25 protein-coding genes are annotated in these 23,978 nt (G+C 53.1%); 7 read left to right on the top strand and 18 right to left on the bottom strand.

What is annotated here, in order from left to right:
• Positions 1 to 4: 4 nt before the first annotated feature.
• From ACJJI8_RS04850 to ACJJI8_RS04810, 9 genes are all read right to left on the bottom strand, one after another.
• The gene (locus ACJJI8_RS04850; RefSeq protein WP_444934425.1) at positions 5 to 715 is read right to left on the bottom strand and encodes a D-Ala-D-Ala carboxypeptidase family metallohydrolase; all 711 of its coding nucleotides are present in this window, start codon (positions 713 to 715) and stop codon (positions 5 to 7) included.
• A 16-nt stretch (positions 716 to 731) separates the two neighbouring features.
• The gene (locus ACJJI8_RS04845) at positions 732 to 1,412 is read right to left on the bottom strand and encodes a hypothetical protein (protein ID WP_444934424.1); all 681 of its coding nucleotides are present in this window, start codon (positions 1,410 to 1,412) and stop codon (positions 732 to 734) included.
• Positions 1,413 to 1,597: 185 nt separating this feature from the next.
• On the bottom strand, positions 1,598 to 3,145 hold the full coding sequence (locus tag ACJJI8_RS04840) for a phosphoenolpyruvate carboxykinase (RefSeq protein WP_444934423.1): 1,548 nt from the start codon (positions 3,143 to 3,145) through the stop codon (positions 1,598 to 1,600).
• Positions 3,146 to 3,437: 292 nt separating this feature from the next.
• On the bottom strand, positions 3,438 to 4,316 hold the full coding sequence (gene hslO, locus ACJJI8_RS04835; RefSeq protein WP_282930825.1) for an Hsp33 family molecular chaperone HslO: 879 nt from the start codon (positions 4,314 to 4,316) through the stop codon (positions 3,438 to 3,440).
• A 151-nt stretch (positions 4,317 to 4,467) separates the two neighbouring features.
• A complete protein-coding gene (locus ACJJI8_RS04830; RefSeq protein WP_444915244.1) occupies positions 4,468 to 4,929 on the bottom strand; it encodes a DUF4124 domain-containing protein in 462 nt (153 codons plus the stop codon).
• Positions 4,930 to 4,954: 25 nt separating this feature from the next.
• Positions 4,955 to 6,448, bottom strand: a complete 1,494-nt coding sequence (locus ACJJI8_RS04825) for a S1C family serine protease (protein ID WP_444915245.1) — start codon at positions 6,446 to 6,448, stop codon at positions 4,955 to 4,957.
• 85 nt (positions 6,449 to 6,533) lie between these two features.
• Positions 6,534 to 6,911: an Hsp15 family ribosome-associated heat shock protein gene (locus tag ACJJI8_RS04820; protein ID WP_444915246.1), complete on the bottom strand. Its 378-nt coding sequence runs from the start codon at positions 6,909 to 6,911 to the stop codon at positions 6,534 to 6,536.
• Positions 6,912 to 6,926: 15 nt separating this feature from the next.
• Positions 6,927 to 7,610 carry a GMP/IMP nucleotidase gene (gene yrfG / locus ACJJI8_RS04815; RefSeq protein WP_444915247.1) on the bottom strand — a complete coding sequence of 228 codons (684 nt, stop codon included), beginning with the start codon at positions 7,608 to 7,610 and terminating at the stop codon, positions 6,927 to 6,929.
• A gap of 78 nt (positions 7,611 to 7,688) precedes the next feature.
• Positions 7,689 to 8,354: a lysoplasmalogenase gene (locus ACJJI8_RS04810; protein WP_444915248.1), complete on the bottom strand. Its 666-nt coding sequence runs from the start codon at positions 8,352 to 8,354 to the stop codon at positions 7,689 to 7,691.
• A gap of 202 nt (positions 8,355 to 8,556) precedes the next feature.
• On the opposite strand from ACJJI8_RS04810, the gene cysK reads away from it, so the two are divergent.
• From cysK to ACJJI8_RS04785, 5 genes are all read left to right on the top strand, one after another.
• Entirely contained in the window at positions 8,557 to 9,474 is a 918-nt protein-coding gene (gene cysK, locus ACJJI8_RS04805; RefSeq protein WP_413663701.1) for a cysteine synthase A, read from the top strand.
• 38 nt (positions 9,475 to 9,512) lie between these two features.
• A complete protein-coding gene (gene cysQ / locus ACJJI8_RS04800) occupies positions 9,513 to 10,349 on the top strand; it encodes a 3'(2'),5'-bisphosphate nucleotidase CysQ (RefSeq protein ID WP_444915249.1) in 837 nt (278 codons plus the stop codon).
• Positions 10,350 to 10,453: 104 nt separating this feature from the next.
• Positions 10,454 to 10,657 (top strand): hypothetical protein, encoded by a 204-nt coding sequence (locus ACJJI8_RS04795; RefSeq protein WP_108734878.1) that lies wholly within the window; start codon positions 10,454 to 10,456, stop codon positions 10,655 to 10,657.
• 219 nt (positions 10,658 to 10,876) lie between these two features.
• Complete coding sequence (locus ACJJI8_RS04790; RefSeq protein WP_108734877.1) at positions 10,877 to 11,134, top strand: type II toxin-antitoxin system HicB family antitoxin; 258 nt, start codon at positions 10,877 to 10,879, stop codon at positions 11,132 to 11,134.
• A 51-nt stretch (positions 11,135 to 11,185) separates the two neighbouring features.
• Complete coding sequence (locus tag ACJJI8_RS04785; protein ID WP_444915250.1) at positions 11,186 to 11,791, top strand: outer membrane beta-barrel protein; 606 nt, start codon at positions 11,186 to 11,188, stop codon at positions 11,789 to 11,791.
• A gap of 113 nt (positions 11,792 to 11,904) precedes the next feature.
• On the opposite strand, the gene ACJJI8_RS04780 is transcribed toward ACJJI8_RS04785, so the two are convergent.
• The 9 genes from ACJJI8_RS04780 to ACJJI8_RS04740 all read right to left on the bottom strand — a co-directional run bounded on the left by ACJJI8_RS04780 (position 11,905) and on the right by ACJJI8_RS04740 (position 22,770).
• Complete coding sequence (locus ACJJI8_RS04780) at positions 11,905 to 14,139, bottom strand: TonB-dependent copper receptor (RefSeq protein ID WP_444915251.1); 2,235 nt, start codon at positions 14,137 to 14,139, stop codon at positions 11,905 to 11,907.
• 122 nt (positions 14,140 to 14,261) lie between these two features.
• The gene (locus ACJJI8_RS04775) at positions 14,262 to 14,729 is read right to left on the bottom strand and encodes a hypothetical protein (protein WP_444906953.1); all 468 of its coding nucleotides are present in this window, start codon (positions 14,727 to 14,729) and stop codon (positions 14,262 to 14,264) included.
• 328 nt (positions 14,730 to 15,057) lie between these two features.
• Positions 15,058 to 16,455: a DUF58 domain-containing protein gene (locus ACJJI8_RS04770; protein ID WP_444915252.1), complete on the bottom strand. Its 1,398-nt coding sequence runs from the start codon at positions 16,453 to 16,455 to the stop codon at positions 15,058 to 15,060.
• Positions 16,452 to 17,456, bottom strand: coding sequence for an AAA family ATPase (locus ACJJI8_RS04765; protein ID WP_444934422.1), 1,005 nt, complete (start codon positions 17,454 to 17,456; stop codon positions 16,452 to 16,454). Before ACJJI8_RS04765 ends, ACJJI8_RS04770 begins: the two co-directional genes overlap by 4 nt.
• A complete protein-coding gene (locus ACJJI8_RS04760; RefSeq protein ID WP_444934421.1) occupies positions 17,453 to 18,763 on the bottom strand; it encodes a DUF4350 domain-containing protein in 1,311 nt (436 codons plus the stop codon). The genes ACJJI8_RS04765 and ACJJI8_RS04760 overlap by 4 nt, the downstream gene beginning before the upstream one ends.
• The gene (locus tag ACJJI8_RS04755; RefSeq protein ID WP_444934420.1) at positions 18,753 to 20,339 is read right to left on the bottom strand and encodes a DUF4129 domain-containing protein; all 1,587 of its coding nucleotides are present in this window, start codon (positions 20,337 to 20,339) and stop codon (positions 18,753 to 18,755) included. The genes ACJJI8_RS04760 and ACJJI8_RS04755 overlap by 11 nt, the downstream gene beginning before the upstream one ends.
• A complete protein-coding gene (locus ACJJI8_RS04750) occupies positions 20,329 to 21,303 on the bottom strand; it encodes a stage II sporulation protein M (RefSeq protein ID WP_444906957.1) in 975 nt (324 codons plus the stop codon). Before ACJJI8_RS04750 ends, ACJJI8_RS04755 begins: the two co-directional genes overlap by 11 nt.
• Positions 21,304 to 21,315: 12 nt before the next feature.
• Positions 21,316 to 21,999 (bottom strand): RDD family protein, encoded by a 684-nt coding sequence (locus tag ACJJI8_RS04745; RefSeq protein ID WP_444906958.1) that lies wholly within the window; start codon positions 21,997 to 21,999, stop codon positions 21,316 to 21,318.
• Positions 22,000 to 22,026: 27 nt separating this feature from the next.
• Complete coding sequence (locus tag ACJJI8_RS04740; RefSeq protein ID WP_444906959.1) at positions 22,027 to 22,770, bottom strand: DUF2189 domain-containing protein; 744 nt, start codon at positions 22,768 to 22,770, stop codon at positions 22,027 to 22,029.
• Positions 22,771 to 22,941: 171 nt separating this feature from the next.
• On the opposite strand from ACJJI8_RS04740, the gene ACJJI8_RS04735 reads away from it, so the two are divergent.
• Positions 22,942 to 23,565, top strand: a complete 624-nt coding sequence (locus ACJJI8_RS04735) for a DUF2939 domain-containing protein (protein WP_444906960.1) — start codon at positions 22,942 to 22,944, stop codon at positions 23,563 to 23,565.
• Entirely contained in the window at positions 23,556 to 23,933 is a 378-nt protein-coding gene (locus tag ACJJI8_RS04730; protein ID WP_413663688.1) for a DUF2237 family protein, read from the top strand. The genes ACJJI8_RS04735 and ACJJI8_RS04730 overlap by 10 nt, the downstream gene beginning before the upstream one ends.
• Positions 23,934 to 23,978 lie beyond the last annotated feature (45 nt).

The following is a 23,978-nucleotide window of genomic DNA, read 5'->3' as shown; positions in this document are numbered from 1 at the left end:
GGTTTTACCAGCGCCTATATCCGCACGTATCCACGTGAAATCGAATGCCCCGATAGATTCCGAGGCCCATTTGCCACTCGCGGCCGTTGCGCTTGTGGATATCCCTCAGTACGGGTACCAATTGCTCTCGGGAGAACTTCTTTTTCGGAACTATATCCAGCCCGCAGAAATGCAGATGTTTACTTCCCTTGGAACCCCCGGCCTTACGGTTGTAATCCACTGTGCGCCACCCGGAGACCACTGTTACTGGGCCGACGCGGGGCACTATTTCCCGCTCGATTACCCGCAGAGTATTTACGATGCCCCACCAGAGTTCCTTGGGAGGGATGGCGAATGCGGGTTCGTCCAAATCCTGCCAGTCACTGCCCTGACGCAATAGTTCATAGGGTTGCACAACCTGGTCAACCCGGTTGGAGCGCAGGAATTTTTTGAGTTGAGTAAAGCGTGCATGGTTATTGCCTTTGCTCAGGAAGCGGCTGAATGCCCTCTCGGAAGCTGCCGGATAGCCCTGTATATCGTAAACCTCCGGGATCATTAGCAGCGGTAGGATATCGATAGGGGATTTCACCCGGTCATCAGCCTCGCGCGCTCGTTCGTAAGTAAAAACAAATAGACCGGTGAGAATCGCCAGTGCGATTGCCCCAATGATGATGATCCGCCGGCGCAGTTGACGCTGGCCGATTTCTACGCACTCTTTGTTACTTTGCATAACCATCGGGCAGCTCCCTCAATTACCAGGTGCGATAGCCACAGGTATCGACATGAAACAGGACATCGTTAATCAGGCCCATCCCGACATTGCTATCGGGACCGAGGCGTGCGTCCAGTGTGCTTAGCTCTTCAGCGAGTTCGTTTTTACCGATATTGGAATTCGGAATTAAGTCCAGCCCGCAAAAGTCACGGTGGCGGGGCTGGTCTTCGGTCGCAAGTTTTCGGTTGTAGGCATCAGTGCGGTAAGCGGAAACCACAGTGACAGGGCCAATTAGCGGCATTACCTGATCTCGCACCAGGGTGAGGGTTTTCACAATATTGGACCACTGGTCCCTGGGCGGTATGGCGAATGGGGGTTCCCCCAGTTCCAGCCAGTCCCCTCCCTGTCGCAGAAGATCACGAATAGGAAAAACCTCGGCGACACCCCGGTCCCGAAGCAATTGATTGAGTGCTTGTACGCTGGAGCGGTTACTGCCCTCTCGCAGGAATTTGTTAAAGGTCTCCTCGTTGGCGAGGCGATAGCCACGCTGCTCGACATAGGACTTCTCTTGCGAGGAGAGGAATAGATAGAGCCAGAGGGTAAACAGGATGGCACTGAGTATTAAAGCGAGGGCACTGACGACCACCCGATTGACTCTTTGCCCGGGCGGCTTGTGTGGGAACAGAGTTTCGAAGCGAGTAAACGAGTTACCTGCGGACATAGTGCTCCGATTGCTGCTGAGAGAGTTATTCCACCGACGCTAAAATCGTCGGCGCCTGTTTACTCACTATAGCCGCAAAAATCGACGGGCCGCGGGCTTGGGATCAGCCACAAAAAAAGCCGCTGCTCCTGGGGGAGCAGCGGCTTTTGGGTCACGGACAGCGCACTGTGCCCGACAACCTCTACTTAGGCTTTAGGGCCTGCATTTTTAACGTCTTCGCTGACATTGAACTTCTCAATGTTCTCGGCGAACAGCTTGGCCAGCTTGCCTGCCTGATCGTCGTAAGCAGCTTTGTCAGCCCAGGCTTCACGAGGGTTCAGGTAAGACTTGTCCACGCCGGGCACTTCCATCGGGATATCCAGGTTCAGGGCATCCAGGTGCTCAGTGGCAACGCCTTCCAGGGCGTCGCTCTGGATAGCGGCAACGACAGCGCGGGTTACCGGAATCGGGAAGCGCTTGCCGTTGTCGCCGGAGCCGCCGGTCCAACCGGTGTTTACCAGGTAGACCTTGGAGCCGAACTCTTCTATGCGCTTCATCAGCAGGTCTGCGTATTCGCGCGGTGCACGGGGCATAAACGGCGCGCCAAAGCAGGTGGAGAAAGTCGGGTGGATACCGGCCTCTGCGCCCAGTTCGGTGGAGCCTACGCGGGCGGTGTAGCCAGACAGGAAGTGGTAAGCCGCAGCCTCTTTGGAGAGGATGGATACCGGTGGCAGTACGCCGGATACATCGCAAGTCAGGAAGATAACGTTCTTCGGCTCGCCAGCGCGGTTTTCCAGCTGACGCATTTCGACGTGTTCCAGCGGGTAGGAGCAGCGGCCGTTTTCAGTCAGGCTGGTGTCGCAGTAGTCAGCAGTGCCGTGATCGTTGGTTACCACGTTTTCAACGATGGCACCGAAACGGATGGCATCCCAGATTACCGGCTCATTTTTCTGGCTCAGGTCGATGGTTTTCGCGTAGCAGCCACCTTCCATATTGAAGACGGCACCCTTGGTCCAGCCGTGCTCATCGTCACCGATCAGGTAGCGCTCGGGATCCGCGGACAGGGTGGTCTTGCCGGTACCGGACAGGCCGAAGAACAGGCAGGTATCGCCATCTTCGCCGACGTTAGCCGCGCAGTGCATTGGCATTACGTCTTTTTCTGGCAGCAGGAAGTTCTGTACGGAGAACATGGCCTTCTTCATTTCGCCGGCGTAACGCATGCCGGCCAGCAGTACTTTGCGCTGGCCGAAGTTGATAATTACGCAGCCTTCGGAGTTGGTGCCATCGCGCTCGGGCTCACAGACAAAGTGAGGAGCGTGGAGGATTTGCCACTCTTCCTTGGACTTGGGGTTGTACTTTTCGGCGCGGATAAACATGTTGCGGCCGAACAGGTTGTGCCATGCAGTTTGGGTGGTCACTACCACTGGCAAGTAGTGGTCTTCATCCTGGCCCACATGCAGGTGCTGAACAAAAGTATCGTGACCAGCAACAAAAGCCTCTACACGATCCCACAGGGCGTCAAACTTATCCTGCGGGAAAGGACGGTTGACGTTGCCCCAGGCGATGCTGTCGGCAGTGGAGGGCTCTTCTACAACAAAGCGGTCAGCCGGGGAGCGACCGGTGCGTGCGCCGGTTTCAGTCACCAGAGCGCCTGTATCTGACAGCTTGCCCTCGCCGCGCGTCAGAGCCTGCTCTACCAATTGTGCCGGTGATAGGTTCTTGAAGACCATCGCGGAGTCGTCGATCTGTGCCATTCGTGGAATACCCGTGAAAGTTGGACAGTAAATAAAATGGGGCTGCCCAAGGTTTAGGCAGCCGTAGAAAATTTTGGGGGCGCATTATTGCAAAATTCAAAATATGCGGATACCAACTATGGCTATTTTGTAGTCAATGACAGCGCTGTCATGGAAAATAATGTCGACCTAAATTCACACCATTTATGGCTACACCCCTAATTATTCTTTTTTTTGAATTTAATGGAGGGGTTAGGGGTGTCAGGTGGTAGGGCTGCGCTGAGGATTCGGCGGTTGCGCAGCCCTTCGAGGATCAGTGAAGAGTGTGGGGGGGAGCGTTGAGGAGCGACTCAATTTGGTCCCGGTCAAAGCGGTACTGGGTGTTACAGAATTGGCAGTCCGCGATAATCTCACCCTGCTGCTCTTCCAGCAGGCGGTAGACATCCTCTGCACCCAGGGAAACCAGCGCGCGGGCGCTGCGCTCTCTCGAGCAGCTGCACTTGAAGCGAATAGTGTCGGTACCCAGGGTTGCCGGCTCCAATTGGTGGAATAGGCGGTGAATCAGCTCTGGGTGGGGAACGGTAAATAACTCCTCGTCAGTTACGGTCTCCGCCAAGTGAATCGCTGTTTCCCAGGCGTCCTGATTTTCTTCTTCCGTGGCGGCATTATTGCCTGGCAGAATCTGTAACATAAGACCGGCGACGGTATTGTCACTGCTTTCCAGCCATACACGGGTAGCCAGCTGTTCCGATTGCTTAAAGTAGTCTTCCAGGCAGCCGGCCAGGTTGTCCTGCTCCATGGGAACCACACCTTGATAGCGCTCACCGCGCTTTGGCTCAAGGGTAATGGCCAGGGCTCCACGGGGGCCGATCATATCGCGCAGGGTGGCGTTTTCGTCGATTTGTGCACCCTCAGCAACTCGGGCGATGCCGCGCAGGTCGCTGTGGTGAGTGCACTCCGCCATAATCATCGGCACATCGCCTTCGCCACGGGCCTGGAGGCTCAGGACACCTTCGAATTTCAGTGTGGTTGAAAGCAGGCTGGCTGCGGTGAGGAATTCCCCCAGCAGGCGGGCCACTGGCGTAGGCAGCGGGTTGTGTTCCAGTACATCGCGGTAGGAATCAGTAAGTGTCACCACCTGTCCGCGAATATCGTGTTTGGAGAAAATAAAGCGTTCCAGCTGATCGGACATAGGTCGGGGGCTCTCGGTATTAAAACCGCAGGATTTTAGAGGTGGATATGCCTAAATGGTAGCTGTCGCTGATCATTGCTGGTGCAGTAGAGGAAGAATGTAGAGCGCTACCCCTTTATCACAATGGGTCAGCGCTCAAGTAGGAAAGTAACTAGCCGCAATAGTATTTAATTTCCCGCTGGAGCTTTTCAGCTATTTGCTGTCTCTCCCGCTCGGTGCGACGCACTTCTTTGCCGTTATTGTCGAGAAACACAACCCGCCCTTGAATGGCCTCAAGGTCACTGCGGGCCTTGTCGCAGGCTTTCTTCATCTTTTGCTGCTTTTCCTGTTTCTCGCGCAATTGGCGCTCGCGGTATTCATCATCAACCTTTTGAGAAACTCTCGATCTCGTTGCGGTTGTTAAAATAGGCCGCCGACTGCCATTGGAGCCAATAGAATTGATCGGGGCCAGATCCCCCGAAACATCCTCGGCTTTGGCGTCAGTCGGGGGGCGATCGCCAAAGTGTACCCGGCCATTTTCATCGACCCAGCGGTACATCTCTGCGCTGCTTGCGGTTGCACTAGCGGCCAGTATAAGGCCGCCTATTACGGAACGTAGACACAGTAATTTCACGGCTACTCCATGCCTTTCTATATTTCTATTCTTCTTTATTGGCCAGCTGGCTGAATAACCCCTGCGAATGACGCTGGGGGATGTGGTAGGTCTGCAGTATCAGAGGCTGCTGTTCCTGGGCCTCTGCCGAATCCAAGACCATCCGGTATCCAGAGCGGTCGCGCAAATCTACAAAGTCCTGCTTGTTGCCTTCCATCAATTGAGCGAACTCGTCGAAGTCCTTGATGCTGTGGCCATTTACTGAGTCGATGATCCAGTTCTTCCAGTCGTGGTAACCGAGGTTCACATTGGCAGGCAGTACTTTCAGGGCGACGACCAGCTCGCGGCGTTCCTCGTCACTCCATTGATTGCGGGCATAGAGGTAGTCAATAGGCGCCTTGGAGTGCCAGTTTTTGCCCCAGCGTTTGATCAGGTTCATATTCAGGGGCACAAAGACAACACCGCCGTAGATATAGTAGCGGGGCTGGCGGTCAAATTGCTCTCCCAGCACCATAGCGCGTGAGGGAGGTGTTGCGGCCAGCGTGACCTCAGCGGTCTGCTCTTTACCATCGCGGGAGAAGCGCACCGGTAAACGTTCACCGACATGGTGGCGGTCCACGGCGTAGTGGTAGTTGGTGCGCTGGTTTTCCCTCCACTCCACAGTCCGGTCCGCCGCTACTTTAAAGCCATCGACTTCGAGCAGGACATCGCCGGGTTTGAACACTTCGGCTGCGGGGGAGTTGTCGAATACTTTAACGACCATGGCACCATCCTGGTCTTCCTCGAGACCGGCGGCCTTTTTCATCGATGGGCTTTCCAGGCTCTGGGTTACCAGTCCCAGTTCGGGGAACCCTTGGTGCACATTGTCCTTGGCATCTTCTAAGACATGAGCGATCACACTGGGGGGGACAAAGTAACCCAGGTTTTCAGCGCTCTGGTTGGTTTGCATGGCCACGCCGACGATGCGGCCATTGGAGATAACCGGACCGCCGCTGTTGCCCGGGTTGATGGCCGCATCTATCTGGCCCGCCATCAGGTAACTTTCCGCATGGGCATAATATTGGTGCTCCACGCGGGAGAGTACTCCGCGGGTAATCGAAAGGGATTTGCCACCAATTGGGTAGCCGTAGACGGTGACCTCTTCCTGCAGGTCGGGTAATTTTCCGAGGGCCAAAGGGCGGGTATCGTTGAAAAAGCTTTCGTCATCGACGGTCAGCAGGGCGAGGTCGGCATCGTGGGAGACAAATTTCACTCGGGCGCGGAATTTCTTTGCATCGCCGTGGCGCTGTACCTGGATAAAGCTGCCGTTGGCCACTACGTGTGCGTTGGTCAGGATTTGCTGGTTGCGGATGACGGCACCGGAACCGGACAGCTGCTTGGGGTTGAGCAGGGCCCAGGGATTGAAATAATCCGGGGCGGCGGCGGTGGTGTAAATCTTGATGATTGAGCGCTTGAGCTGCTCGTGTTCTCGGCTGTCTGCTAGGGCGGTTTGGGTACCGAGCAAAACCAGCAGGGAAATGGCGATCAGTCGTTTCAACATGGCTGTTTTCTATCCGGTTAAGTGGGGGCAGTTTAGCAGCTAAAGTGGGAAATGGCGGAAATTTCACCACTTTTGTCTGCTGAGTCTACTCTTGTTCCCGCAGGAAGCGGTGTATCTGGCGGCGTTGCTTTTTATTGGGCCGCTCCTGTTGTATCCCGGCATTGGCTGCCTGTCGCTCGGTTTTCTCTTTTTCCCGACGGGCGATACTGTCTTCGGTCTCGCGGTATAAGGTGCGCGCAATCTCGGCGCCGCGCCGCTGATCCGATAGAGCGATTACTTCAACTTCCAGTAAATCCCAGCCCTGGCGGATGCTCAGTTTGACACCGGTAGTGACTTCCTTGCTGGCTTTGACCCGCTGGCCATCGGCGTGGACTTTTCCACCTTCGATCGCCTGCTTGGCAATGCTGCGAGTCTTAAAGAAGCGCGCGGCCCAGAGCCACTTATCGATACGTACTTTTTCCATGGTTTCCTTGTGAAATCAGGCGGACCCGGTGTCCAGTCTGCTGCGGTTAAAAGCCATGATCTCATCAAAATGATGGATCGCCGGGAAGTTGGTGATTTCCCGTTTGGGCCCGCGGCTATCCGGTTGGCGAATACACAATAGGTGGGCGATACCGTAGTCCTGGGCCGCGCTCAGAACAGATTGGTTATCGTCGACAAACAGGGTGTTCTCCGGGTCAAATTCCAGGTTATCTCGCAGAGAGTCCCAGAAATTGGCACTCTCCTTGGCATGTCCATAATCATGGGAGGAGATGATGCCGTCAAACCAGCGGTCAATACCGGTGATCTCCAGCTTGTGATCCAGCCCGTGACGGTGCGCATTGGTCACGAGGTAGGTGGGCTTTTGCAGTTGTTGCAGGCCGCTCAGAAACGCCTCAGTGTGAGGGCGCAGGGCGATGCGGGTCTCAATCTCGCGCAATATGCTGAGGATATCCAGCTCCAGTTTTTCCGCCCAGAAGTCCAGGCAGTACCACTCCAACGTACCGCGGCGAGCATTGATCTCAGCCTCGAGCTTCTGCTGGGCTTCCTGTGGGTCAAAGCCGTGGACTTCAGCGTAGCGCTTGGGCAGGTGCGTGAGCCAAAAATGATTGTCGTAATGCAAATCCAGCAGGGTGCCGTCCATGTCCAGCAATACGGTATCGATACTTCGCCAATCGAGCATGGGAGCTATGTACCTCTTTGAAATGGGGCGGGAAGACAAGTTTAGTTGGCTTGCCACTGCCTTCCCGGATCGTTTGCATTATGCCTGGGCGCGGCGGATTCCGTACAGGATACATAGTTGCGCACTGTAGTAGGTGAGCATAATGGCGGCATCGGCTAGCGGTAGAGGGGTGATGAACTTGTTAATAGCAATCAATGTATCTGAAGCCATAAAGATGACCGCCCCGGCAAATAGCAGGGTGGCGTCACCCTTGTGCATTGCGGCGGCGACTGCCATGGCGAGGATAGCCAGCAGATACGCTAATACCGCCGGGGCTAAATCCCCAGCAGCAGGGAGGATAATTTGAGCCAAAAGCAGTGCGGCAATCACTATAGGCAGTGTCCGAATAAGGTTGCGCCGATTGGGGGGCTCCGCAAAACGCAGGAAGCCCAGCGCGTAGATTAGCTGGGCAATAAGAAAAGCACCCAGTCCAAACACAAAGTGTTGGGGGAATTGCATTTCGAGGAGTACATCCCCGATGGCGGAGGAACTGAGGGCTAGAAAAGTGAAAAGCAGGGTTTTGCCCCGCAGCTCCAGTCTGGCAATCATCATTAGGCACAGTATCGGCAGCGCTTTTAGCGCGGGCATCCACAAGTTATCTAGCTTCCAGGTATCCAGAAAGATGAATAAAGTGGCACTGGCCAGGAACATCGGTACCAGGTAATTGCGAAAGTTGTGCTGGGGTACGGAATTTTCTACGGACATAGGTACTTACCTTATTTTTATTTTGTATACCTCCCCATCAATTTAACGCTTTTCCTCCGCATCATCGATAGCTTGTACTCTCTAATTCCAATTGAGTTTTCTCCAGTGCCGGCCGCGGGACATTTCTGGGGTAATATGGAACATCGAAAATACATGCCCGGCAGTTGTTTGCCTTGAGCACTAGTCATGGAGAGCCTCACCGATGAAAGCGGCCAATATTCTGGAAACAATCGGCAATACCCCTCACGTAAGAATCAATCACCTCTTCCGCCCCGATATAGAAGTTTGGATGAAGGTAGAGCGCTTTAATCCGGGCAGCAGTATTAAGGACCGAATTGCCTTGGCGATGATTGAGGATGCTGAGCGTCGTGGAGCCCTGCAGCCCGGTGGGGTAATAATCGAACCGACCTCTGGTAATACGGGTATTGGACTGGCGATGGTTGCTGCCGTGAAGGGTTATCGCCTGATCCTGACCATGCCGGAGTCTATGTCGGTAGAGCGTCGCCAGGTCATGAAAGCAATGGGCGCAGAATTGGTCCTTACACCTAAAGAGCGCGGTATGGGCGGCGCTATTGCTAAGGCGGAGGAGTTATTGGCCTCACATGCGAATAGCTGGATGCCCCAACAATTTAATAACCGCGCCAATGCCCAGGTGCACCGGGATGTTACCTCCAAGGAAATCTTGGCAGACTTTCCTGAGGGGCTGGATTATATGATTACCGGTGTGGGTACTGGCGGGCATATCACAGGCTGTGGTGAAGTATTAAAAGAGCACTTTCCAAAATTACAGGTCTATGCGGTAGAGCCGGAGAAATCACCGGTGATTAGCGGTGGAGAAAAAGGCCTGCATCGTTTGCAGGGTATCGGCGCCGGCTTTGTACCCCAGGTACTCAATACGGAAGTACTCGACGGTACTGTATTGGTGAGTGAGGAAGACAGTTTTGAAATGGCGCGTCGTTGCGCATTAAAAGAGGGAATTTTTGTGGGTATCTCCTCCGGTGCCAGCCTTGCGGCCCTGAAAAAGCGCGAGGGGGAGATGGATGCGGGCAGCCGGGTACTGGTGTTCAGCTATGACACTGGTGAGCGCTATCTGTCCGTTCAGGACCTTTTCTCCGCCTAAGATTTTATAATGGTGAATTCAAAGAGTATGGAGTTGTAATGGATAAAGCACTTTTGGAGCAGGTGATAGAGATCTGCAAACGCGCGGGAGAGGCGATTCTCGAGGTTTATCACAGCAGCGCTGAGTTGGAAGTCGAGACAAAGAAAGATGATTCCCCAGTAACTGCCGCAGATCTGGCCGCTCACAAAGTACTGGAACCGGCGTTGGCACAGCTTATCGAGGGAGTACCGGTTTTATCAGAAGAGCAGGAAATGCCCTCGTTCGAAGAGCGCAGTCAGTGGCAGCGTTACTGGATTGTCGATCCGCTCGATGGCACCAAAGAATTTATCCGACGCAACGGTGAATTTACCGTAAATGTCGCGTTAATCGAAAATGGCGAGCCCGTTTTGGGGGTGGTTTACGTACCGGTACTGAATATCACTTATGCCGGCTGCAAGGGCGAAGGAGCCTTTAAGCGCGATGCCAATGGCGAAACTGAAATTCGGGTGCGTCCACTGAGGCCGCGCCTGGATAATAGTGAAGTTGTTGAGCTTGTGGCCAGCCGCAGCCATGGAACCGGCACCGTCGACCAGTTGGTACAACGTATCGAGTCTGAACTGGGTGCTGTCGAGTGCAAAAATATGGGCTCGTCGCTGAAATTATGCCTGGTTGCTGAGGGTGCAGCAGATTTGTATCCGCGTCTCGCTCCTACTTGCGAGTGGGATACTGCGGCAGCTCAGGCTGTAGTTGAAGCAGCAGGTGGTATTGTTGTGGACGAAGAGTTTAATTTGTTGCGCTACAACACCAAAGACTCTCTGCTGAATCCCTTTTTCTATGTAATTGGCGATTCTTCTTTTGATTGGCAATCCCTACTGCTGGATAAGTCCGCTGCTTAGGGTGTGACGCCAGTAAACATATAGAGAGTATATTTGTGCCTCCACCACCACTGGTGGAGGCTTTAAAGGGGATCTGGATATTTCCAAATTCAGGAGGCTCACAGATGTCTGGACCCGATCTGCGCTTTAACCAGGATAAAGGTGAAATTCGCTGTTTGCGTCGGGAACTGGAGGAGGAAATAAACTGGTTGCAGCGGCATTTTGAAGCCCTCTCCAATGCAGTCGATGCAAATGATATTGCGCTGCGGCGCACCTATAACAGCATGCTATTTTCCCGCCGGGCCCTATTAGGTAGAATGCCCCGTTAACTAAATTCCAAATATTTTCTTGTGTGAAAAACTGTAGTGCTGCAGGTTTTAATTTGAATACGGCAGTTCTTCCTGCTAAGTGCTGTCACTTATAGTGTTGAATCTGTGCCAGCGCGAAATATTATTTCCCAGCTAATTAGCTAATTTCCTTGCCAAATTCCCCCGTAAAATGTAAAGCAGTCTACGCTTTGGAAAGCTAATACATAAGAGTATTTTTCAATGCGCTACCCGGTTGTGGTGCACAATATTGAATATGCCGGATTTGGTGCCATTGCACCGGATCTGCCGCATTGCCACTGCTATGCCGATACCCTTGAGGGGACCCTGCAAAAAATGGCTGAAACGATTTTTCAGCGGTTGGAAGAGCTCCGTCAGGCTGGACAGCCAATGCCGCAAGCAGGTGATGTAGACAACCTGAAGAAAAACCCGGCTTTTGTAGGAGGCGTCTGGGCCATTATTGATGTAGAAACAACTTGAAATAATTCACTGAGCTTGAACTTGATGACTGGCTTTTTGATGTGAGTGGCGATGATAAAGCTATCCGTCTACCTGCTTTCCTTTTTTATAGCTGCGTCCAGTTATGGATTCGAGGCGAATAATCCTTTTGATGGTGTAGCCACGGGAGAGTACCGGATTATCGGTACCGTTGGTTTTGGGAGTGGCGAGCAGCAGTTAAATAAGCAGCGGGATTCTTTTGGCTATGTCAGCCTTGGAATTACGCCGGCGGTAGGAGTCTGGCAAGTTGAGCTGCGGGCGTCACATTTTGATGACAATCATGTCACAGTAGATCAGGTAGGTTTAAATTTTAAAATTGATTTTACCCTGAATTGTCACGTTCAATGTCTCTATTGGATGGTGGGATATAATTATGCCGATGTGGATTTGAACAATGTTATAAGAAGAGGCTATTGGTATCGAGAATACCCACCATTTTATCCGGATGATCGATATATCTATGTTATTGATGCCAGTGGCAGTGATACCTTTTGGAACGCCGGAGTGGGTTACCGAATTATGTGGACTCAGGATTTCGATACTTCATTAGAGTATAACTACAATAATATTGGCAAAATAGAACGTGTTAACCTCGGGCATCTGCGTACCCTGAGTTTGAATTTTTCCTACCGCTTTTAGTATGCCCTCCGCCTTTTAACCTATTTTTCTCAATAATTTATTCGTAGAAATTTCTTAATTAAATACTGATTTTTTTATAGAATGGAAAAGGGGCCCTGGGGCCCCAATAGCTTTTAAATTCGATAAATGGCTTTCAGCCAGAAGGTGCGTCCCGGTTCGTTAACCCGGGTCAACTGATCGAAACCAATAATATTGGCTCCAGAGCGACTGATATGTTCAGCGTAAGTCTCATCGAATAGGTTATCGATACCGGTAGTTACCAGTACACTTTTACTGGGTTTCCAGCCGGCATTGATGGAAACGACGTTGGCAGAGTCGGTTGCACCAATATCCTGACCAACAATATTGCCTTTGCCGATATCCACCCGGTCCTGGCTTGCGATAGCGCGCCATAAAACACCTGCTGACCACTGGGCCTGTTCATAGTAGAGTCCCAGGCGGCCCTCCAGAGGCGGCAGTTGTGCCAAGGTAGTGCCATCGGTTTCGTTGGCACCGCGAACAGATGTTACGGTGAATTCAGTGCGCCACTGCTCGTTGAGCTGATATGAGGAGTCAAACTCCAAACCCCAGGAGCGCGCCTGGATGTTTCTGACAATGGAGGTAGTGCGAATATCGGAGGAGTCCATAGTATCCATATTCATACTACCCATAGAGTCCATGCTACTCATTACTGCCGCTTTTTCGTAATCCTTCTCAATCATCAGGTAGTCATCAATCTGATTGACGAATCCGGAGACACTGGCAGAGAGTTTTTCTCCGCGATAGATATAGCCGATATCCAGCTGGGTGGTCTTTTCTGATTCGATATCCAGTGCGCTGTAGGAGTCTGCTGTCTCGTAGGAGAAAATTTCCCAATAATCGGGGAAGCGCTCAGTGTAGCCGAGCCCGGCAAAGAGTGTGGCAGAACTATTGGGGCCGCTTTCGAGACCATATTCATAGCGCAGGAAGCCGCTGCTCAATAGCTCTGAGCGAGTTTCTCCCGCAGTGGGGTTATCCACTGAGGACATCATGGATAGAGCAACTTCATCGCGAAGGTCTTTTACTTCCCAATCATCCACTCGTGCACCGGCGATCCAGCGTTGATTGGCTGCGACTTGCCAGCTGGCCTCAGAAAATAACCCCAGCTGGCTAAATTCGGCATCGGCCTCTCGCTTCATATCCCGGTAGTCCATGGTGGACTGGTTCATGGTCGAGCGGCCGGTGTGGCGATTTTCCCGGGCATCAATTCCACTGGTCAATTCCACATCGTCCATAGGCGTAAACACCAGAGCCACCTTGAAACCTGTGGTCTCACTATCGAGATTCATGACCATGGGGGTAGCGGTGCTGGATAGCTCGCGCAGGCTGTAGTTATCCATGATGTGGTCGATATAGTTGTAGTAGGCCTGGAGCTCAATTGAGTCGAGCCAGCTACTGATATTGCTGCGGACATATTTCGCTTTGTGGCTCTCACGGGCAAACTTGGAACCGTCGACTCCCCGATCTGCATAGGCAGCTTCACCATCGCTAAATGCAGTATCAAACTCGACCCGTGTATCGTCGCTGGGTGTCCAGGCCAAATTGACCTGGCTGCTCCAGCGCTCATAACTGGAATTTACCTCATTGCCATCCCCGTCTTCGTAGTCGTCCGCAGATGCCGAGGTCGAGGAGCTGCGGATAGAAAACTGCGGCGAACTATAGGAGATATCGAATAGACCATCGCGACGCTCGGCACTGGCGCCGAGCAGGCTCGCATGCATATTCCAGTCGCTTTCAGTGGGGCGCTCCTGCTGCTGATTAAATACAACTACGCCGGCGGAATTTCCCGGGCCATAGAGGACGCTCTGTGGCCCTTTAATAACTTCAATTTCGTCCATTGCCTCGGGAAAAATATAGGCTGTAGGTGGGTCCATTCGGCTGGGACAACCACCCGCCATTGTTTCTCCATCCACTACCATTCCCAGGCGCGAGCCCCCCATTCCGCGAAGCATCGGATCGCCACTGGTACCGCCTTTACGCACTACGGAAAATCCCGGAATTGTTTTCAGGTAGTCGGCGCCGTCATTGGCAGGTAATGGCTGACGGGGTTTTTTCGGGTCGGTTACCAGATTGAGGGGGAGTTCAGTCTTTACCCCAGTAACCACCATTTGTTCCATTTCACTATCTTTTAATGGTTCTGACTCTTCGGATTCTTCCGCTGCGAGATGTGCTGAAAAGGTACAGCAGGCAGCAAGTGCCAGGCTGAGAGGTTTTTTCAGAAAAATTTTTGCGTTGATGCTCTGATGCATGGTTTTCAATCCTTTTCGCTGGCGTTTCGAACACGCAGCAGTGAGCGCGCAGGCCTGAGTAATATTTGGCGCACGCGACATATCCCCACCTGAAAAAGTGGTCGTATTTTGGCAAGGCTCAAAGCGCTGAAAATGTTAAGACAGCAATGAGACTTGCGGTCCACAGCGAACTGCGGAGTGATGATGTTGGAATAAAAAAGGAATTAAACCGGGGGGGCGCGAATTAGTGGGCGGCTGTAAGCGTTAGAGATAACGCGGAAAAAAGCCGGATAAGAGGGCGGTTGAGTAAAACCGGGTAGGACTATTTCCAGTTCTGTAGTTGGTGCGCTGGCAATACTGGCAGCGGCGGAAAAATTACAATGGTTATCGGCAAATGAGTGAGCGGTAAGCGTATCGTGGTTGTGGCTTGAAGAGTGGTCGCCGTGATGATCGCTGTGAGAGTTCGCTTTGAGGGCATTGAGCAATAAAGCGCTGCGGCTATCGCCATGGCAGAGCCCATAGGGCGTTCCCGCTGCAAAATCTGCCGGCATAAAACCTGCAGGAACCAGGCCTCGCGCGCTGAGAAATACCAGCAATAGCAATAGCGCCTGCCACTGGGACAGACGGGAACAGTATTGGATGGTGCGCTTACCGCTCATAAATAAGAAGGTCTGTACTTTTCCCGGGCCCATTTTAAATACCCGGAGATGAGTAACAAGAGGTTAACGGGTGATACAGCAAAGTGCCACTGCCCCAAGTTAACTTTTGCGAACTAATACGAGGTAAATTGAGCTTTATCAGGTTTTGTCGGAATTTAATTTCTTTTCTTCAGCGCATTCTAAAAATAAATCTAACTTTGCTGGAAGCTAAAGGTTCCAGGAGGTAGCGCGCTCAATAAGAGATTCCCGGGATTGGGGAGAGTTCCCGGACAGCCCTGGATTATTGCGGTTAGTGGGAAGGTTATAGAGAAGGTTTAAATAGTGGGGGCTCGGAGAGTCCCCACTCGGTGAATTTGACGATTCAGATTCTGCCGCTGCGCTTTAGGCGCCAATAGGCCTCTACCAGAGACTGGTGCAAAAGCTCCGGCCTCGAGTCAACCACTATGACATTGTGTGCCTGCAAATGCTGAAGTAATTGCTCTCGGCGGCGCAGGAAGTCCCTCGCTGCTGCACTGTTTATTGCACTATCAAAGCTCTGAATCGGCTGTTGCAGCAATTTGTCCACAGAAGTCTCCCGCAGACTGGCAATCATCACCAGGTGATTGCGCGACAGCAATTTGACTGCGGCTAGGAGTTCATCACTATCTTCATCGCGCAAGTTGGTAATCAGGATTACCAGGGCACGGCGCTTGTGATGGGCCATCAGCTGTTGTGCGGCGCTAGTGTAATCTGCGCTACTGGTGCCAGAGTGGAGGTCGTAGACATTATTCAACAGTAGGTTGATTGCACTTTCGCCTTTTACTGGAGGCAGCTGTCCACCACTGCTCTCCTGTGCCGCAGCAAATGCCTGCAAGCCGACCGCGTCCCCCTGTTTGATGGCGACATAAGCTGAAAGCAGCAAGCCATTGAGTGCGTGGTCAAAGTGACTCAGCTCGCCGTCTTTAGCGCGCATTCGGCGGCCGCAATCCAGCATATAAATAATTTCCTGGTCGCGCTCGTCCTGGTATTCACGGCTGATCAGTTTGCGCAGCCGTGAACTTGCGCGCCAATCCACTTGTCGCTGGCTGTCTCCCTGGCGGTATTCCCGCAGCTGGCGGAAGTCCATGCCCTCACCGCGACGCTGCTGCTGGTGCAATCCCATCAGGCGCAGGCTCTGTTCGGTGGAGAGAGACTGCAGCGAGGAGATACCGAGAAAATTGGGGTAGACCTTGACGGTCTGCTCCTGTCCCAACCATACCCTTGTCTGCCAGAGTCCCCAGGGGGAGTTGGCCAGTACCTCGATTCGCCCAAAAGAGGCGCTGCCGCGGCGACGGGGTACCAGGTCGTACTCGATGGTGATTTCCTGGTCCGGGTTAAGTTGTGCGGAGCGCGGCAGCCCTGTCGATCCCAGTTGCTGTGGGATTGAGTCGGAAACCTGGAGTAATAGTGGGCGTGGGCCGGTATTGTGAAGTTTTAGCCGCGCAGTATTGCGTACGCCCAGGGCCAGGTTGCCGGGCAATCGCCGCAGCCCCTGCAGACCGGTTACACGGTAACCGGTGAGATAGTCCAGCAGGGTGGCGCTGATTAACAGGGCACTCGCTCCCCACCAAAGGTTGCCGATAAATGAGCTGGCTTGCGGAAACCAAATTCGCGCTGCTGTAATTGCCAGAGCCGCCAGGCACCAGTAGCCGAGCAGTTTGACCAGGCGCGGACTCGGGCCGGTGCGACCGCTTTGCGCTGGTGCTGCCTGTTGCTCTGTTGCAGCTACAGTCTGTGTCACAGTCGCGGCGCCTCAACACTGTCGATAATCATTGCCAGCGCCGTGTCAGCAGTTTCACCGTCAATTTCCATATCTGGAGATAGGCCGATACGGTGGCGCATTACCGGGATGGCCATGGCCTTGATATCATCCGGCAGTACAAATTCCCGTCCCTGTAACAGCGCATTGGCGCGGGCTGCCTGCAGCAGGCCGATACTGGCGCGCGGGCCGGCGGGGCTGCGCAGCTGCGGTGATTGGCGGGTGGCGCGCACCAGCCGCACGGCGTAATTCAATACCTGTTCGTCCAATCCCACCTGGGGCACCAGGGCCTGAAGTTGTTGCAATCCCTCGACAGTAATTTCCCCGGCCAGCTTTTCCTGCAGGCTGCGCTCAATTCGGCCACTGCTGGCGGCGGCGGCCAATTTCAGTTCCGCTTCGAGGCTGGGGTAATCGATGAGGACTTTCAGCAGGAATCGGTCCAGTTCCGCCTCTGGCAGCGGGTAGGTACCTTCCTGCTCGATGGGGTTTTGAGTGGCGAGTACCATAAATGGACTGGGTACTTTCAGTGCCTGGCCGTCGATAGTGACCTGCTTCTCCTGCATCACCTCCAGCAGGGCGGCCTGGGTTTTGGCGGGGGCGCGGTTGATTTCATCCGCCAGCAGCAGGTTGGTAAATACCGGCCCGCGACGCACCTCAAAGCGGCTCTCTCCCATGTTGTACATGGCGTGGCCGGTAACGTCGGCGGGCATCAAATCCGGGGTAAACTGGATGCGGCGGAAATTGCCGCCAAAGCAGTTGGCCAGGGTGCGCACCAGAAGGGTTTTGCCGAGTCCGGGTACACCTTCGAGCAGTACGTGGCCAGAAGCCAGCAGAGCTACGAGTACCTGGTCAACCACCTGCTCCTGGCCAATCAGCAACCGGTTGATATTGTTGCGCAGTATCTGAAGTTTGGCGGACGCAGCCTGCCAGTCAGGTGATAGCCCCGTGGTTTGTTGTTCTGGTTGAAGGGTGGTCTCGTTCATAGGACTGCCTCAATTCGCTGCAGATTACGCATGTGTTCAGTAAATGTTTCTTCGGTTGTGGGGGGCTTGCCCCACAGGGTTTCAACTATTAGCCGTTCATCCATACCGGTGGAGGCACAGAGCTTGTCGCACAGTTTGCGTTTTTTAGTGGCGTTGATATGGGTGGCGCCAAGGCGACGTAGAAGTTCTTCCCGATGGCCGCGCAGAAGGGTTTCCCCCTGGTCGTCCTGCCAGTAGTAATGGCCGCAGGCGGATATATGTTCTAGCAGAGAACGGCGGGACACTTCTGGCTCCGGCTGCAAGGGGCCGAAGCGGCGCCCGTGTAGTAATAGCCAAGCGAGTAAGGCCAGTGCGCCGGCGAGAAAAAACTCTGCAGCGTATTGACGAGCAACCTTAGAAAGGGTTTCAAAGCGGGGGCGGGTGAGAAAGACAAACTCTCCTTCGCCGGCCAGCAATTGTAAGAAATAGGCGTGATCGAAGTGGCCAATACGCTGGGACTGCCACAGGGTACTGTCAGTCATCAAGGTAATCACACCGTTGCCGCGCTCGAACTGCATAAACGGTACGCCGACATCATCGCGTCGTACCTTAGCCCAGAAAACAGGCCCACCGTCGATAGTCTCGTCATTAAACGAAGGATGGTAGAGCAGGTGGCTGGCATCGAGGTATAGCTGTATTTCGCTGCCGCCCTCAACAGGCAGGGTTACCAGATCCTCTTCTGACACATCGGGGTTGCGAGGCTCCTCTTGTTCCTTCGGCTCATCTTCCGTTTCGCCTTCGTCCAGTTTGCGATTGTGCTCCCGCATGGCATCAGCGGGGCTCTGCTCAGGCTCGAGTACCGCATCCTCCCCGAGCAGTTGCTCCAGGGTTTCTTGCAGTTCGAACTTGTTGTGCCCCTCTTCGATGGAGACGTCCATGGACTCAAGTAGCCAATCGCGGTTTTCACTGCGCCCGGAGTCGCTGTCGAAGTTGCCGGTATAGGCTACAACGATGGCGTGGCCACCGCGCTCGACCCACTCGAGAAGCTCTTGGGCCTTGGTGGGGTTATAGACCTGGCTGGAGCTGCTGATAAACAGGGTGGCATCGGAGGAGAGGCCTTGGAGTACAGATATATTATCTGCCTGACGCGGCGCCAGTTGGATATCGGTGAGGTATCTTTCTGCTGCCAGGTAGGGATTTCGTCTGGCTTCCATGCTCCAGCCGCTGTCGATCTCCTTGGAGTAGCGCTCGTAGAAAGTGAGGAATAGCCATACAAGTGCAACGCCACTTATGACCAAAGCTGCCAACAGAATTCTCTTAGCGGTCATTGCCAAATTCCTCCTGCCATTGGCTACAAAGTGAGCTTACCTGAGCCTTTTTTGGCGGCCGGTGGGCATAGGCAAGCTGCTGCCAGTTTGCAGTAAGCTCTTGTACAAATTGACTCAGGGCGGGACTTACTGGGCGCTGTACTTCATTCGGCTCCTGTTGCCTTACTTGTACCAGCTGTGCGCATTCACTTTCGGTAAGGTGATCGCCAAAATAAAACTCGAAGTCTTCAATCAGGTGAGAGAGGGTGGCGCGGTACAATAGTCCCAAACTGGCTCGCTTGTCTCCCTCTGTCCACAGGCGCATGACCTCCGCGCAAACGTCATCGGGCAGACTCGATTGGCGTACATCCAGGCCGAACAGGGTTTCGGGGACGGGCTGCTTTTTCTTTGGCTTAGGCTGCCATTTCAAGCTCTGAAGAATTTTATCGTGATGTCTCCAAAGCAGATAGCCCAGGCCGAATACCAAGCCAATCCAAAGCAGCAGCTCCAGGATTTTCGCAATTGTTGGGCCCCATTTAACTTCATCGTCAACTTCAGGCGCATCTTTAGAGTTCTCAAAAAGCCATTCGATAAAGTTAATTAACCACTCGGGGAACTTTTCTTTGACGGCTTCTGTTTCAGATTTGTCTTTTTTGCGCCAACCACTGATCTCTTTCATTTGATGAAAGTCATCGCCGGCGAGAATTTCGTCAATATGCTCTTGGGCCTGCTGCGGGGTTTCCAAGGATGCGGCACTGGCGGGGGGCGCTGGAATTAATGAGCCAAAGGTGAGCCCGCAGATCAGGATTAGGGCAGCAGTGCTTGGTTTTCTTTTGCGGTGAGACTCCTGTTCACGCTGCTGGCGTTCCAGCAGGTCCCGAAACTGGATTTCTATATCCCAGCCTTCCAATTCAATACGACGGCCAATATAAAGGCAAAATCCGCTAACGATATAGAAGGGGGCTACTGTTGCCATAACAAACAGGTAGAGCCCGTTATATATCCATTCCAGCCATTGAGTGTCCCCTTGGAGCAGAGGGATCCAATCGATCCCATCGGAATACTGTTCAGGGATAAACAGAAATGCCATCACACTTAATGCGGCAAGTAGAAATATCTCAATATGGTAAAGCGTTAGTGTTAGCCAGGTGGCGGCCCCAGAGTGTTTGCGGTGCAGTACCCCAAGGCGCGAGGTACGGGCCTTGCCCGTGGATTGCTCCAGCACGGTAACTGGCATATCGAAAGAGCGTGTGGGGCTCAGCCGACGGAGGGTAAGCCACATTAACCAGTCGCGACGATTCTGGCTAAAGAAATGCTTCAATGCCTCACCAATGGATACCGGTGAGCCAAATAATGCGCGGCTGATCATAAACAGGGGCAGCCGATCAAATACGGGTTTCAGCCACCAAATAAATAAGATGGAGAGCGTTGGTGACTCTGGAAACAGCCAATAACACAAAGCAAATAGCGGTGCTGCAGGCAACAGGTAGACTATAAAAAGTTGCCACCAGTATTTTCGTGCCAGGGCGATACCGAGATCGACAGACTCCCAGGGAGAGCGTAAGCGGGCTCGCACGGCCAGATTCTTAATTTGCATGAGTTGCGCCCTCCCTGCGTCCCGCCAGGATGAAGTACGCAAAGACCAGTACCCAAAACAGGGCGCCTACCCCGAGCTTGATCGCAATCGGTGTGCTGGCACTGGAGGACCAGAAGGCTTCAAGGAAAGCGGCAATCACCAGCATTAGGAAAGTGCCGTACATAATCTTCATTGCTTCGACAGCGGCCAAGCGCAGTGCGACCGTGCGCCTGTGCTGGCCCGGATCCACTAGAGAGCGTCCCAATATCAGGCCCGCTGCTCCCGCCAGGACTATGGCGGTCAACTCAAAGGCGCCGTGGCCAATCACAAATGGGTAGAAGGTGGAGACAAAGCCCACCCGGGTGATATGCCCAAACGCTGCGCCAATATAGATGCCGTTAAACACCAGGAAGAAAATTGAGCCAAGGCCAAACAGTACACCGCCGGCAAAGGTGCGAAAGGCGATGCCAATATTGTTTTTGATATAAAAACCGAACATGAACAGGTCGGTATCAGAGCCGCGCTCGCGGCCCAGTACCCGGTTGCCCGGATCATACATGGATTCAAAACCCATAACCTGTTCCGGTGACATTACTGCGTACACCAGGGCATCGTTGTTGTAAGTGCCGATTCCCAGGATCAGGCCAGGTATTAAAAACAAAGCGGATGCCAGCAGTACTGCGCGGCTATTAGCGCGCACGGCTTGGGGAAAACCTGCCAACAAATAGTGCAACCATCCCTTGCGGCGCAAGGTTTCCTGGCGGTAGACACGGTGATGTGCCGCCATAACCAGCTGGTTGAGGTGGTCTATCAGGCGGTTGGTATATTGCCGCTCCTTAGCCATTGCCAGCTGCTGGCAAAGGTTGCGATAGGCGACGGGTAGGTCCAGGGCCGCAACTTCGGACTTGTTCCGATCCGCTTTCAGCCAGGCTTCTAATTGCTCCCAGCTGTCGCGGTAGCGATTCTCAAAGTCTCTCTGCTTCATAGGTAACTCTGCCTATCCCCTGCCACCGAGTAGCCAACTGCCTACGGAGCGCAGGTAGCTCAAGGCATCGCTGTCCCTTTTCCGAGTAATCGGCTCGAGCAGATTTGCGAGCTCTTGCTGACGCGCTTCGCTTAAATCCTGGTGGCGCTCCAAAAGGCTAACCAGTGCCTGTTGGTCTTGCTGGCGGAGGTTTTGCGGTGGTGGGAGCGGGGTAGTATCCGGCAGGGTAACTGGTGCCTTTTCCTCTTCGCGATAGACCACCAGGGTGGCTGCTGCCAGGTCGCCAAGGCGCTGGAAGTGACGCCCCAGTGTCATGCTTATTACGCCAGTGGCGTAGGCAAATGGCATAAAATCCGCGAAGCGTAACAGGTTGCGAACGATGGATGCTCCCCAGGATACCGGCGTAAGGTTGTCGTTGACCACCATTAGGCCAAAGGCCTTTTTGCCCGGTGTTTGCCCACCGCGTAAAACTTCAAAAAGCACCGGGTAAAACCACTCGAGAAGAAAGGCGCAGACGAGCCAGATGCCCGCACCGGCAAAGCCGGCAAATAGCAAGGCAAAGCCGATCGCGGCCAATATCAATGATCGATAAAACACATCCACTGCATACGCAAGGATACGTGGCACGGGCCCAGCGGCCCGCGCGCGCAAATCGATCCCCTCAGGTGTTTCGACGTTATAGGTGGTATCCAGCAAGCCACCGCTCCTGTCTGGTAGAGAAATTTAATTGTGATTGGGAACGCCGAAAACTTTTCGGTAGGCAACACCAAAAGCGATACTACAAAGGGGGATTGCCCAAATCAGGCCGATAAGCAGAGGAATGCTGCCAGCTAAAAAGATCAGTATCATAACAATTGCGAAACCAAGGAAGGCAAACCAGTTCTTAGTGATGGCTTTACGGGAGGTTTCCAGAGCCTCCCAGGGGCTCAGATTGCGATCGGCAATTAGGGGCATTGTCATCAGATAAGCAATCATTAGGTAAATACCCGGAATTATCAGCAATATCAGACCAACCCCAATTAGTAGATACATAACGATGGTCGCAAAGCCGAGAGGCACTATCTTGTCGAAATGAGCAAACACCTCGGTACCAGAAGTCTGCTCGTCGCGGGCGATCTTGATACCAATCATTGTCATACCCACCGCCAAGGGTGCGCCGGCAAAGGTCACGATCAGCTGAGAGAGAGCCTCGGCAAATGGGCCTGGGTTGCTGTCGGGGCTGAAAGCCGCAGTGCCGCCAGTAATTAAGGTGGCGACGATAGTAATTGCAATAATGGCAACGAAATAAAGCAATGCTCCCACCCAAACGGTGCCTTTATTACCACTCGTGCGTTGCCAAGCTTCGCTAAGAGTCTCCCCAATAGAAAACGAATAATCCCCGGCAATGCCCTTTTCAATAGAGCCTGAGTCGTCACTCACTGGGCTATTGGCCAAATTTGCTTCAGGGGCCTTATAGATGTCACTCATCCTGTTAGCTGTCCTTATTGAGATTTAGATTATTTATGGGGTGCAGAGTCTTGGGAGGGGAATATCTCATAGGCGGGAGTGGCGAACAATGCCACGCCAATACATCGGCAAATTAGGTGATACATCTTTCTCAGCATAAAATCTCCGAGGAGTGACTAAGGAATAGAATTGATGAAAAAAATACTGTGGATGAGCGGTCTGGTTTTGGTATTGATTGCCGCTGGATATGTCGCCTTGCCGTTTTATTCCATCGAGCAATTGCAACGTGCGGCGAAAATGGCTAAATCCGATCAGCCGCAGGTTAGAACTGAGAGTATCGACACGTTAGAGCATTATGTCGATTTTCCTGTTTTACGTGACAATTTAAAGATCCGCATACAGCAGCAACTTAGGAACTCCCTAAGTAATTCTATTCCTCAGGAATTTGATGAATTACTGAGTGCTGGTGCAAATTTCTTTATGGATCCACTTTTACAACAGTTTATTACTCCTGAGGGCATTGCCGACCTTCTTCGTGGGGGAGAGGATCTGGAGGCATTTCAGCGGGAAATTTATCGACAGGGTAGTGAAACACCGGATATTTCCGGGAATGAGACTTCTGCAGCGGAAGAAGATGAAGATTCCTGGCAGCGCATGGGGTGGCATTTTACCGACCTCAATCATCTGAGTGTTGAATATGGTGAGCATGGCCGCCCTGAATTGCGTCTGTTGATGCAACGCAATGGTCTGCGCTGGCAACTGGTGGATATCCAGCTAATTGGTGATAAAAGTGGAGAGAGTCAGGAATGGAGATAGAAAATTCAGTCAACGTCTTTGGCGATCCACTGGTGCCTTGTAGCCTGGACCCGAAGACAGGCTTCTTTCGCGATGGCTGCTGTAACACCTGTAAAGAGGATCTCGGTTCTCACACCGTTTGCGTTGCCGTGACTGATAAGTTCCTGGAATTTTCCCGCAGTCGCGGCAATGACTTGAGTACGCCGGTAGAGGAGTTTAATTTTCCCGGTTTAAAGGAAGGGGATCGTTGGTGTCTCTGTGCCGCGCGCTGGCTCGAAGCGGAGAAATTGGATATGGCTCCCCGGGTATTTTTACAGAGTACACATGTGAAGGCGCTGGAAATTATTCCTATGCAAACATTGCGTCGCTATGCGCTGGATTTACTTTAGTTAATTGGGTGGATCAGCTTCTTGTCCACCTATTAACTCCCTTCA

The organism is Microbulbifer maximicatervae (SeqCode) (assembly GCF_052467695.1).
The sequence above is the reverse complement of the archived record's forward strand: the minus strand, read 5'-3'. Positions and strand labels throughout refer to the sequence as shown.

Excerpts from the sequence above, each read along its gene's own strand:
- ACJJI8_RS04850 (WP_444934425.1), bottom strand. The coding sequence starts at position 715 with ATGGTTATGCAAAGTAACAAAGAGTGCGTAGAAATCGGCCAGCGTCAA.
- ACJJI8_RS04845 (WP_444934424.1), bottom strand. The coding sequence starts at position 1,412 with ATGTCCGCAGGTAACTCGTTTACTCGCTTCGAAACTCTGTTCCCACAC.
- ACJJI8_RS04840 (WP_444934423.1), bottom strand. The coding sequence starts at position 3,145 with ATGGCACAGATCGACGACTCCGCGATGGTCTTCAAGAACCTATCACCG.
- hslO (WP_282930825.1), bottom strand. The coding sequence starts at position 4,316 with ATGTCCGATCAGCTGGAACGCTTTATTTTCTCCAAACACGATATTCGC.
- ACJJI8_RS04825 (WP_444915245.1), bottom strand. The coding sequence starts at position 6,448 with ATGTTGAAACGACTGATCGCCATTTCCCTGCTGGTTTTGCTCGGTACC.
- ACJJI8_RS04820 (WP_444915246.1), bottom strand. The coding sequence starts at position 6,911 with ATGGAAAAAGTACGTATCGATAAGTGGCTCTGGGCCGCGCGCTTCTTT.
- yrfG (WP_444915247.1), bottom strand. The coding sequence starts at position 7,610 with ATGCTCGATTGGCGAAGTATCGATACCGTATTGCTGGACATGGACGGC.
- ACJJI8_RS04810 (WP_444915248.1), bottom strand. The coding sequence starts at position 8,354 with ATGTCCGTAGAAAATTCCGTACCCCAGCACAACTTTCGCAATTACCTG.
- cysK (WP_413663701.1), top strand. The coding sequence starts at position 8,557 with ATGAAAGCGGCCAATATTCTGGAAACAATCGGCAATACCCCTCACGTA.
- cysQ (WP_444915249.1), top strand. The coding sequence starts at position 9,513 with ATGGATAAAGCACTTTTGGAGCAGGTGATAGAGATCTGCAAACGCGCG.
- ACJJI8_RS04795 (WP_108734878.1), top strand. The coding sequence starts at position 10,454 with ATGTCTGGACCCGATCTGCGCTTTAACCAGGATAAAGGTGAAATTCGC.
- ACJJI8_RS04790 (WP_108734877.1), top strand. The coding sequence starts at position 10,877 with ATGCGCTACCCGGTTGTGGTGCACAATATTGAATATGCCGGATTTGGT.
- ACJJI8_RS04785 (WP_444915250.1), top strand. The coding sequence starts at position 11,186 with ATGATAAAGCTATCCGTCTACCTGCTTTCCTTTTTTATAGCTGCGTCC.
- ACJJI8_RS04780 (WP_444915251.1), bottom strand. The coding sequence starts at position 14,139 with ATGTCGCGTGCGCCAAATATTACTCAGGCCTGCGCGCTCACTGCTGCG.
- ACJJI8_RS04775 (WP_444906953.1), bottom strand. The coding sequence starts at position 14,729 with ATGGGCCCGGGAAAAGTACAGACCTTCTTATTTATGAGCGGTAAGCGC.
- ACJJI8_RS04765 (WP_444934422.1), bottom strand. The coding sequence starts at position 17,456 with ATGAACGAGACCACCCTTCAACCAGAACAACAAACCACGGGGCTATCA.
- ACJJI8_RS04760 (WP_444934421.1), bottom strand. The coding sequence starts at position 18,763 with ATGACCGCTAAGAGAATTCTGTTGGCAGCTTTGGTCATAAGTGGCGTT.
- ACJJI8_RS04755 (WP_444934420.1), bottom strand. The coding sequence starts at position 20,339 with ATGCAAATTAAGAATCTGGCCGTGCGAGCCCGCTTACGCTCTCCCTGG.
- ACJJI8_RS04750 (WP_444906957.1), bottom strand. The coding sequence starts at position 21,303 with ATGAAGCAGAGAGACTTTGAGAATCGCTACCGCGACAGCTGGGAGCAA.
- ACJJI8_RS04740 (WP_444906959.1), bottom strand. The coding sequence starts at position 22,770 with ATGAGTGACATCTATAAGGCCCCTGAAGCAAATTTGGCCAATAGCCCA.
- ACJJI8_RS04735 (WP_444906960.1), top strand. The coding sequence starts at position 22,942 with ATGAAAAAAATACTGTGGATGAGCGGTCTGGTTTTGGTATTGATTGCC.
- ACJJI8_RS04730 (WP_413663688.1), top strand. The coding sequence starts at position 23,556 with ATGGAGATAGAAAATTCAGTCAACGTCTTTGGCGATCCACTGGTGCCT.